General features: G+C 38.1%; 7 protein-coding genes and 2 riboswitches. Of the genes, 5 read left to right on the top strand and 2 right to left on the bottom strand.

The features are described 5' to 3' along the window. Both ACOI1C_RS21530 and ACOI1C_RS21535 read right to left on the bottom strand, forming a co-directional pair. Window positions 1-661 (bottom strand): DUF3231 family protein (locus tag ACOI1C_RS21530; protein WP_422512639.1); only part of this gene is annotated, 661 nt, incomplete at its 3' end. 155 nt (window positions 662-816) lie between these two features. After that, entirely contained in the window at window positions 817-960 is a 144-nt protein-coding gene (locus tag ACOI1C_RS21535; protein WP_422512641.1) for a hypothetical protein, read from the bottom strand. 521 nt (window positions 961-1,481) lie between these two features. Here ACOI1C_RS21535 and ACOI1C_RS21540 point away from each other — a divergent pair. From ACOI1C_RS21540 to ACOI1C_RS21560, 5 genes are all read left to right on the top strand, one after another. Further along, on the top strand, window positions 1,482-2,435 hold the full coding sequence (locus tag ACOI1C_RS21540; RefSeq protein ID WP_422512649.1) for an AAA family ATPase: 954 nt from the start codon (window positions 1,482-1,484) through the stop codon (window positions 2,433-2,435). Window positions 2,436-2,440: 5 nt separating this feature from the next. Continuing rightward, window positions 2,441-3,658, top strand: a complete 1,218-nt coding sequence (locus ACOI1C_RS21545; protein WP_422512642.1) for a DUF58 domain-containing protein — start codon at window positions 2,441-2,443, stop codon at window positions 3,656-3,658. Next, window positions 3,655-5,811, top strand: coding sequence for a transglutaminaseTgpA domain-containing protein (locus tag ACOI1C_RS21550; protein ID WP_422512643.1), 2,157 nt, complete (start codon window positions 3,655-3,657; stop codon window positions 5,809-5,811). Before ACOI1C_RS21545 ends, ACOI1C_RS21550 begins: the two co-directional genes overlap by 4 nt. 29 nt (window positions 5,812-5,840) lie before the next feature. Further along, a riboswitch (purine riboswitch) is annotated at window positions 5,841-5,945 on the top strand. A 111-nt stretch (window positions 5,946-6,056) separates the two neighbouring features. Beyond that, window positions 6,057-7,595, top strand: coding sequence for a glutamine-hydrolyzing GMP synthase (guaA, locus tag ACOI1C_RS21555; protein ID WP_422512645.1), 1,539 nt, complete (start codon window positions 6,057-6,059; stop codon window positions 7,593-7,595). 94 nt (window positions 7,596-7,689) lie between these two features. Beyond that, window positions 7,690-7,791, top strand: a riboswitch (purine riboswitch). A 126-nt stretch (window positions 7,792-7,917) separates the two neighbouring features. Further along, complete coding sequence (locus ACOI1C_RS21560; RefSeq protein WP_422512647.1) at window positions 7,918-9,246, top strand: NCS2 family permease; 1,329 nt, start codon at window positions 7,918-7,920, stop codon at window positions 9,244-9,246. The last annotated feature ends 231 nt before the right edge of the window (window positions 9,247-9,477 follow it).

The raw sequence follows: 9,477 nt of genomic DNA on the forward strand, positions 1-9,477 counted from the left end.
CCTTTGCAAAATATTGTTTAACCTCTTTGTCATCTGCACATTGTGCGAAACCAGTTATCAGTTGCATTCCAATACTATTTGATTCAATTCCATGATGGAGAGTTCCAATTTCAATATCGTTCAAAGCCCTATCATTACTAAAGGGTGTAAATCCATTTAAATAACTTTTATTCTTTATAAATTCAGTTGTTTTTGGCATGGTTACTATTGGTGGTAAGGTAAGGATCCCTCTATTTAGTAAATAAAGGGTAGATAATTGATAAGTCCTATGAGTGATAGTAGTTAGTCCTGCATAAATTGACATAATATCTTCACGGTATGCCATAGTCATATTTAATGTGTACATGCCCATGCTAATTTCTTTTAAAATACGGAGAAACATAATGTCAAATCCATTGTCGTATAACTTTGGTGCTTCTAAGTTAACATCTTCATTAGTAAATCCTATAGGAATTACTACACCTTCATTTTCAAAAATACCAATTATTTTATTTACATAAAAGTCTAGCTCTTGCCATAAACCTCCCATAATATTTATAGCTTGTTGATCGTCGGATTTTTCGATGAAATATTCTAATACCCTTAGGATAAGTGTTTTTTCTTGGTATGTAAGCCATAGTGTTCCTAGTTCCGATGAGCTAATAGGTTTTTTATCATTCATATGCTTTACTACCTCCAATCTGCTATTGTTATTCTTCCATAAAGGGGTTTTTTTATTAGCTTGAATAAATAATAGTTATTATGAAACTAATGGTACCTTATTAACTTTTGCTGCAATTGTCTTTGCTGTTGATCGAACTACTTGTGTTGATTTTGCTATTGTACGCCAAACTTTCCAACATAGCGGAATGGATTTGCTTTTGCTACTTCCATCCCTAATGATGTAGGTACATCTATTGTTAGTAGATTCCATTCCCCACTCATCGTACGTATAGCGAGCAATAATTTCCTGTAACTCATTGTTGATAGCAACAATGTCGAAAAACGAGAAAGGTATCTGATGATCAAGTCGAAATAGCGATTGGTAAGGAAAAAATAGTTGATAATATGTTTAATTACCTAGGCGGTGAGCATATCGATTTTTCTGTTTATAACAACGAACTAGTAGCTTTTATGGATGGTCAACTACTACCGCCTCGGAGAAGGAGCGTTTATGGTTACATATCAGTTCAAGGATAATAATAAAATCCTGTGCAAACAACTAGATCAAAAAATAAGTACTTCCTAATACATGAGCCTTTAACTAGTTTAGTATTCATTGTTCTCACCACAACCTTACATTTTATAAAGATATGATATGGAGAGGTTGTCATATTGATTTATTTTAAGATGAGAAAAAGGGAATACACAAAAAAGTTAGAATTATATACTACATCTATGGTAATCTATTGGAAAAGATAGAAAATTTCGTTTTTACATAGTATGGAATTCACGTGAACCTAAAATACTCATTTGATAAGAGAAGAGGAGAACAGTTTATGGTGCAAAACATTGATACGTTACATCCAGTATTAGGTAGAGTTATAGATAACATTGGCAAGGTCATGATTGGGAAGCGGGACGTGGCAACTTTAAGCTTGGTAGCTTTGTTGGCGGAGGGACATGTTCTGCTAGAGGATGTTCCTGGTGTTGGGAAGACAATGATGGTTCGTGCATTAGCAAAGTCAGTTAGTGCTGATTTTAAACGTATTCAATTTACGCCTGACTTACTTCCATCAGATGTAACAGGTGTTTCTATTTATAATCCGAAAGAGCTTCGTTTTGAATTCCGTCCAGGACCTATTATGGGGAATATTGTACTAGCTGATGAGATTAATAGAACGTCACCTAAAACACAGGCCGCTCTTCTTGAAGGGATGGAGGAAGCTACCGTTACAGTGGATGGGGTAACGAGACCCTTAGCGAAGCCTTTCTTTGTTATGGCTACGCAAAATCCGATTGAATATGAGGGTACTTATCCATTACCAGAGGCTCAACTAGATCGATTTATTTTAAAGCTGCGAATGGGCTATCCGACTCCAGATGAGGAAATGGATATGCTAGCACGCATGGAATCTGGTCAACCCATAAATGAGTTAGAGGCGGTTATTTCTACCGAGGAACTGATTCAATTACAACAAGAGGCAAAGAAAGTATCGGTGGATGAGTCGATTAGACAATATATTGTAAATATCGTGACTCAGACGCGTAACCACCTTTCTATTTATTTGGGTGCTAGTCCACGTGGTGCTCTTTCGTTAATGAGAGCAGCACAAGCCTATGCACTGGTTCATGGTCGTGATTATGTTGTTCCTGATGATGTTAAATACTTAGCACCATTCACTTTATCGCATCGTATTATCTTAAAATCCGAAGCGAAATTCGAAGGAATTACAACAGAGCAAATAGTGGAGCGCATGCTCGAACAGATTAGGGTTCCGCTCGTAAGGCGCTGATCTTTATGAAGAAAAACTTATATGTTCAATTAACAGCAAGGGTTTTCGTTATTGTCTTCCTCCTTGCTGTCACATTTATCTATGCGATGTTTCAAGGTGGATTTGTTAGCTGGTTTATTTTCTATTGCTTTCTGCCATTTGGACTTTATTCTTTATTAGTTAGCTTTTATCCAATGGGGCTCTTTACGGTCTTCAGAACAGTGAACCAAGAACAATTTACTTCAGGTGAAAAGCTGAAAGCGACAATTACTATTGAGAGAAAACTTCCGTTTATTCCGCTTTTATATGTCATTGTGGAGGAAGAAATACCGGCCTCATTAAAATTCTGTCAGCAATCTAAGCGGTCAAAAAATATCGTGTTTCCTTGGTTTAGGAAAACGATTGAATTTGAATATGTGATCGATTCTATCCCTCGGGGAGAGCATATGCTTTCGTCAATTCGAATCAAAACAGGGGATCTATTTGGTTTAATTGAGAAGGAACGTAGCTACGAAATCCAAAAAGCGTACCTTGTTTTTCCGCAATATGTGGATTTAGCTTATCGACAGCTTGAAAATCGATTTGATCAAGGATACACATCTTCTAGAACAAAGCTGATTCGTGATACAACGATGGCGGTTGGTGTCCGTGAATATCAACCAGGAGATCGGTTTACATGGATTGATTGGAAGGCGAGTGCGAGGAAAAACACCTTTATGACAAAGGAATTTGAACAACAGCAAAGTCATGATGTGGTAGTGTTTATGGATCGTTCCAAAAATCAAAACCGGGCCTTGTTCGAACAAGTTGTCGTATTATCCGCTTCTATAGTTCGTTCAATTTTGAGACATGGTGCTCAAATGGGATTTATTTCAATAGGGAAAGACCGGTTCATTGGTGGGGTGAAAAATACCGAACATCATCAGCAACAGATTTTCTACCATCTCGCAAAAGTTCAGCCTGATAGCAACGATTTTGCATCAACCGTTGAATCAGAACTTAGCAAATGGCAGAAAGGGTTAACGATGTTATTTGTTACGAGTGAATTGACAGAGTCCTTTATTCGTAGTATTGAGCAGATGGCCCACCGACAATACAATCTTGTTGTGTTTGTTGTTTTACCAAAGCTAAATCCATCAAAGGAAACGATTGTTAAGATTGAGAACCTAAAGCGAAAGCATATTTCTGTTAAAGCAGTAATGGAAGGTCAATATGCGGAAGCTTTTCATGAGGTGAGTAGATGAGTAAGGCAGAAGGAAGGTTTCAAAAAATCATCTATTATATTTATGGCTTTCTTGTTTTATGGGAATGGCTTCGCCCATTAGATGAAGTAACAGATACAGGGAATCTATCGATATTTTTTTATTTTATTGCCTTTTCCTATTTGTTAGCTTATTTAAAGCCACCTTTTCTCGTTGTTTTTTCAGCAAAGGTGCTGTTTATTGCTTATTTTATACACAGCTTATTTTATCAAGGAAGCTTTTTTGAAAGGGAATGGATCGGCGAACTTTTTCAGGACCTCGGAGCCAATGTTGGTTTTATGCTAGCAGCCAATTGGTGGGAGATGACGAATTCATTCAGAAGTATACTCTTTTTTGTATTGCTATGGTTGTTGGCTTATTTAATGGAATATTGGATTGTCCAGCTTAAGAAAATTTTCCTGTTCTTGATTTTGACGATTACTTATCTAGCTATATTAGATACGTTTACGCCATATGATGCTAGTCAAGCTATCGTTCGAATGATTGTGTTTGGTTTTCTTATTCTTGGATTGTTAAGGTTTGAACGATTAAAAGATAAAGAGGGAATCCTTGTTAACAAACAGCTTTTGACAAAATGGTTGGTACCTCTTGTAATTTTGACATTACTGACCACTACGCTTGGATACCTAGCTCCAAAGGCCGCACCGATCTGGCCAGATCCGATACCTTATTTAAAGGGGTATGGTGAAGCGTCTGGTATGAATGGTGTAAAGCGTATTGGCTATGGGACGAATGACTCTAGATTGGGTGGAGCATTTATCGGTGATGAAACTGTTGTTTTTACAGCGGAAACGACTTCTCGTGAATATTGGCGAGTGGAGACGAAGGATATTTATACAGGTAAGGGTTGGGAAGCATCTAAAACAGATTTAAGTTCTACGATAAATGCGGAAAATCTACACATTTCGATGCTAGATCCTTCCGTTGAGACTGTTCCCTCAGAGGCTGTTATAAATGTTGAGCTTGGATATCCACACATTGTCTATCCTGTTGAATTACAAGGTGTTAAAACCGATTTGGAGATTGAATACAAGATTAATACGAGTACGGAAAAAGTAATGACAGAAAGAAGTGGGCAGCCTTATCCACTAGAGCAGTACGGAGTTGTCTATAATGATCCTCAATATAAATTTGAGAATTTGAGGATTACACCTCTATTAGATGACCCATACATCGCAAGTCGTTACACACAGCTTCCAGATAATACGCCGATTCGAGTTCGAGAGTTAGCAGAGGAAATCATTGCACCATTCTCGAATCGATATGATCAAGTAAAAGCAGTAGAAAGCTATTTTAGAAGAAGTGGTTTTGTCTATGAAACAAAGGACGTGGCCGTTCCTGGAAATAATGACGACTATGTAGACCAATTTCTTTTTGAAACGCTGAAGGGATATTGTGATAACTTCTCTACTTCAATGGCTGTTTTACTGCGATCAGTTGGGATTCCATCTCGGTGGGTTAAGGGTTATACAGGTGGAGACTATATTCAAACGTTAGAGAATAATACACGTATGTATGAAGTTAAAAATGCGAATGCTCACTCGTGGGTAGAGGTTTATTTTCCAGGGAGTGGCTGGGTTCCGTTCGAGCCAACGATGGGCTTTTCAAACCCGTATGACTTTTCAACTAATCAAGAACAAGATGCGGCTGTTCCAGTTCCAAATCTTGATCAGGAGCAGCCTGATCGAGAGCGGGAAGATCTTCTTGCAGAAGAAGAAGAAAAGGATACAGCGGGTTCAGGTTCTTCATGGTCATTGGATATTACCTTCACTGATGTCTTGAAAATAGCAGGAGTTCTGATTGTACTAGGTGTAATCATATTTTTCACTCGTAGGAAATGGTATCCGTTCTATATCTTGCAACGTTATGGGAAATTTAAAAACTCACGGTCGTTTGAAAAAGCCTATTTTGTGTTGGTTCATGCGCTTAGAGGCTATGGACTTAAGAAAAAGGAAAGCCAAACTTTACGTGAATATGCAGCGTACGTAGACTCCTTCTTTTATTCGAAAGAAATGAGAAAGCTAACCTTAAAGCTAGAAGGAATCCAATACCAGAAAGACTATGTCCTTGAAAAAAAGGATATCGAGTCTTTAAGGGAATTATGGGAAAATTTAATTAAAAGAGTATCATCTTGACCGATTGAAGAGCCATTGATAGAATAGGTTCAACTTAAAAAAGATTTCTTCGTATATCCTCAGGGAATATGGTCATGAGAGTCTCGTGCGGGGTTGCCGTAAATCACCTGACTATGAAGGCAGGGTCGAGATGTATACAATAGTATTATTTGTATGAAACTAGGGAAACTGCCTTCTGTGTCTAGAGACAGGAGGACCCTAGTTTTTTTGTGTTTATTACTATAATTAGGTAGAGGTGATTTTAGTTGGTCATTAATCATGAGAAAATTATTGTGCTAGATTTCGGTAGCCAATATAATCAGTTAATTACTCGTCGAATTCGGGAATTTGGCGTTTATAGCGAGTTACATCCACATACCATAACGGCAGATGAATTGAAGGAAATGAATCCAAAAGGAATCATCCTTTCAGGAGGACCAAACAGTGTGTACGGGGAAAATGCTTTTCATTGTGATCATAAAATCTTTGATTTGGGAATTCCTGTCCTCGGTATTTGTTATGGAATGCAGCTAATGACCCACATATTTGGTGGAGTAGTAGAGAAGGCGAATCATCGTGAATATGGGAAAGCAGTCCTAAAGATTGAAAACGAGTCTCTACTCTATGAGTCTCTACCCAGTGAGCAAGTCGTTTGGATGAGTCACGGTGATCTAGTGACCCAAACACCTGAAGGGTTTGTAGTAGATTCAACCAGTGCATCTTGCCCAATCGCTGGGATGAGCGATGCGTCACGGAAGTTTTTTGGTGTTCAATTCCATCCTGAAGTTAGACATTCTGAATACGGAAACGATCTACTAAAGAACTTTGCTTTTGAAATTTGTGAGTGTAAAGAGAAATGGACGATGGGGAATTTCATAGAAATCGAATTAGAGAAAATCCGCCAATTAGTAGGCGGTAAAAAAGTATTATGTGCTTTAAGTGGAGGAGTGGATTCTTCAGTTGTGGCTGTCCTCATCCATAAAGCAATTGGTGATCAATTAACATGTATTTTCGTTGACCATGGACTTCTTCGCAAAGGGGAAGCAGAAGGTGTCATGAAAACGTTCAGCGAAGGCTTTAATATGAATGTCATTAAGGTAGATGCAAAAGAGCGTTTCATGTCAAAGTTAAAGGGTGTCAGTGACCCAGAGCAAAAACGTAAGATTATCGGAAATGAATTTATTTATGTTTTCGATGATGAAGCAACTAGGCTTGAAGGCATAGACTTCCTCGCTCAAGGAACGTTGTATACAGACATTATTGAAAGTGGTACTTTAACAGCTCAAACGATTAAGTCCCACCATAATGTAGGTGGCCTTCCTGAAGATATGCAGTTCACTTTGATTGAGCCTTTAAGTACTCTTTTTAAGGATGAAGTTCGTGCGTTAGGAACGGAGCTTGGAATACAGGATGACGTTGTTTGGAGACAACCTTTCCCAGGACCAGGGTTAGGGATTCGTGTACTAGGTGAAATTACGGAAGAGAAATTAGAAATAGTACGTGAATCTGATGCTATACTTCGTGAAGAGATTAAGCTTGCTGGATTAGACAGAGACATCTGGCAATATTTCACGGTTCTTCCTGATATTAGAAGTGTAGGTGTAATGGGAGATGCCCGAACCTACGACTATACAATTGGTATTCGAGCTGTCACTTCCATTGATGGAATGACTTCTGATTGGGCGCGCATACCTTGGGAAGTATTAGAGAAGATCTCTACCCGAATTGTAAATGAAGTAAATCATATCAATCGTGTTGTATACGATATTACAAGTAAACCACCAGCTACCATAGAATGGGAATAAATCCGAACGAAAAAACCGAACATGTTAAAAAATGTTCGGTTTTTCTGTTGACGAGTAATCAAAAAGGTGGTAATATCGGAAAGTACTTATTCATTCATTCATTCGAATATTGTCTCGTATAATTTTGGGAATATGGCCCGAAAGTTTCTACCAAGCTGCCGTAAATAGCTGGACTACGAGGGAAAGATTTAATCCACTTACGGATAATCGTATTTTATGGGTTCTTTCTGTTTCCTTTTTATGTCCAGCTCCAACGCTCGTTTGCGTGGAGCTGTTTTTATTTGGGAGTATTTCCTTCTATTAAGAAAGAGGGGGAAAAGAAATGAAACGTTATTTTCAATTTGATGAACTGGGTACAAACTACAGAAAAGAGTTTATCGCAGGTTTAACTACATTTTTATCAATGGCTTATATCTTATTTGTAAATCCGGAAGTACTAAGTTTAAGTGTTATTACCGATCTTCCAGATGAATTGAGAATGCCGAAGGAAGCAGTATTTACTGCAACTGCATTAGCAGCGGCACTTGGTTCACTTCTCATGGGGATTATTGCTAGATACCCCATTGCGTTAGCCCCAGGAATGGGACTCAATGCATTTTTCTCCTTTACTGTTGTACTAGGAATGGGGATTAAGTGGGAAACAGCCTTAGCGGGTGTACTAGTTTCGGGATTATTTTTTATTCTACTAACTATATCTGGATTAAGAGAAACGATCATTAATGCCATACCAACAGAGTTGAAACTCGCTGTTGCAGCGGGTATCGGATTGTTTATCGCATTTATTGGGTTTCAAAATGCAGGAATCATCGTAAATAATGATGCAGTTCTTGTTGGTTTAGGTGATATAACTAGCGGTAAAACTTTACTAGCTATTTTCGGAGTTGTAATAACGGTCATATTAATGGTTAAACGTGTCAATGCAGGAATCTTTTTCGGAATGCTGATAACTGCGGTAGTTGGAATGCTCACAGGGCTTATTGATGCTCCAGCAAAAGTAGTCGGTGCTGTTCCGAGTCTTGAGCCGACATTCGGGGTTGCTTTCGCACACCTAGGAGATATTTTCACGATTCAAATGCTAGCTGTTATCTTGACATTTTTGTTCGTTGATTTCTTTGATACAGCAGGTACACTTCTTGCGGTTGCCAATCAAGCAGACTTAATGAAGGATAATAAACTTCCACGTGCAGGCAAGGCGCTATTTGCAGACTCTGCTGGAACAGTAGTTGGTGCTGTTTTGGGGACATCTACAACGACTTCATATATTGAATCATCTGCGGGTGTAGCAGCGGGTGGAAGGTCAGGGTTCACTTCAGTAGTAACAGCAGGCTTTTTCTTGTTAGCCTTATTCTTTTCTCCGCTTTTAGGAGTGATTACGCCATCGGTTACAGCACCAGCCCTAATCATTGTTGGAATTCTAATGGTTTCAGCATTAAAGAAGATTGATTGGGATAAGTTTGAAATAGCGGTACCAGCTTTTCTAACAATTGTCGCAATGCCATTAACATATAGCATTGCAACTGGTATTGCGATCGGATTCATCTTTTATCCTATTACGATGATTGCAAAAGGAAGAATAAAAGAAATTCACCCAATCATGTATGGAATGTTTATTATTTTCGTCTTATACTTTGTTTTCTTAACAGGTAATTAAATAGGATAAGAGTAATGACCTAGTCAACCGTTAATGCTGACTAGGTCATTTTTATTTTTCGATGAGAAAACTGTTGACTTTCTTTTTAAATCCATGTAATATCATATAGGTCGCTGCTAAATACGACGCGAAAATAGTTTAACAGCTCAAAAAAAAGTTATTAAAAAGTTGTTGACAGTGATTGAAAGATTTGATAATATTATAAGAGTCGCTTCTAGGCGGCCGAGAAAA

Origin of the sequence: Bacillus sp. DJP31, from assembly GCF_049310945.1 — a bacterium.
In the GTDB taxonomy this organism is placed as follows: domain Bacteria; phylum Bacillota; class Bacilli; order Bacillales; family SA4; genus Bacillus_BS.